The 1,550-nt window shown below is 36.6% G+C and carries 1 protein-coding gene; it reads left to right on the top strand.

From position 1 onward, the window contains the following. Nucleotides 1-506: 506 nt before the first annotated feature. A partial coding sequence (locus ADI76_RS09115) for a DUF389 domain-containing protein (RefSeq protein WP_049515985.1) occupies nucleotides 507-1,550 on the top strand: 1,044 nt, incomplete at its 3' end.

Here is a 1,550-nt window from a genome sequence, read left to right on the forward strand (position 1 = left end):
CTGTGCGGAGGTGGGACGACGAAATCGAATTCTAACGAATTACCGATTTCTGTCCCACTCTCACTCGGGAGTTTTGGAACTTCATAGAAGTTCGCTGACGTTCTTACTCACCTAAGGAAGGTTTTTTAGATTGTTTTATCCTCAATCTTTTTATTTTTTCATTATTTCTTAACACGTGATTTGTTGGCGATATCTGCTAGGATTGCTGCTACAAACTCATACTGTTTAAACATTAAAACGGTATCTACTTTCAGAGGAGATATCGTTTTTCTTCTTCAGATAAGGATACAAAAATTTCTTCCTTTCTCTATCTTTTAAATTAATTGATTTCTTCAGAGAAAGACTGTAAAATTTTTGATATAATATGCAGGATGGACTGATGGATATTTAAAAGATAATGTTCAAAAGAATCACAGGTAAGAATTAAAAACATGTCAGTTTGGACAGAAGTCTCTCTACCATCATCCATGCAGAAACAAGATTATATGAAACAAAAGGAGTAACCAATGTCCGGAAACTATTCAACACGTGAATTCCGCGAGAAACTATATGATGACCTTCATGTTCGATTAAGAGATACAGTGATTTTGATGTGTTCGATTTTTATTGCCTCTATAGGTCTAAATATGAATTCAACAGCTGTCATTATTGGAGCCATGCTGATTTCCCCTCTTATGACACCGATTATTGGACTGGGGTTTGGTTTAGCTATTTTTGATACGCGTTTAATCAAGCAATCTCTAGGGGTTTTATTTACTCAAGTATTGGTCAGTTTGCTTGTCTCGACTCTATATTTCTGGATTTCTCCCTTATCTTATGCAAGTAGCGAATTGATTGCACGAACCTCTCCAACCATTTGGGATGTTCTCATTGCTATTGCGGGTGGGATAGCAGGTGTCATTGGTTCAAGAAAAAAAGAAGCAAACAATATCGTGCCAGGAGTAGCCATTGCAACAGCTCTGATGCCACCTATCTGCACTGCAGGCTATGGTTTAGCTAATGGAAATGTACGATTTTTATTTGGGGCTCTCTATCTTTTCTTGATCAACTGTGTCTTTATCATGCTAATCAATATTGTTGGAACAAGAATTATGATGAGACAATCTCCCTTAAGTTCTTTTAAAGAGCTAAACATGAAAATGAGAATTGGGTTGATATCCTTGATTGTATTATTGGTTCTTCCAGCCAGCTATTCAGCAGTCACTCTGACGATGGATCAAGCACGAAAAGAAGGGATCAAACAGTTTGTAGGAAAAGAGTTCGCCAATCATACGATCATTAATCAAGTCTACAAGTCAAGTAGCAATGAATTGGTCTTGACAGTTGTTGGAGATCCGATTTCAGAAGAAGAATTAGAAACCATTCGCCAAAAACAAGACTCTTACGGTATTCAATCTGTTCAATTGAAAGTCAATCAAGTCCATAATTCGACAAAATTAGACAGTGAGACGACCAAGGAATTTTACGAAAACATTGACAAGTATATCGATCAAAAACTCTCTGAAAAAGATTCACAAAACGATCTCGTAAAAGAAAATGAAGCAGACAAG

Origin of the sequence: Streptococcus parasanguinis (assembly GCF_001074805.1) — a bacterium.
GTDB lineage: Bacteria > Bacillota > Bacilli > Lactobacillales > Streptococcaceae > Streptococcus > Streptococcus parasanguinis_A.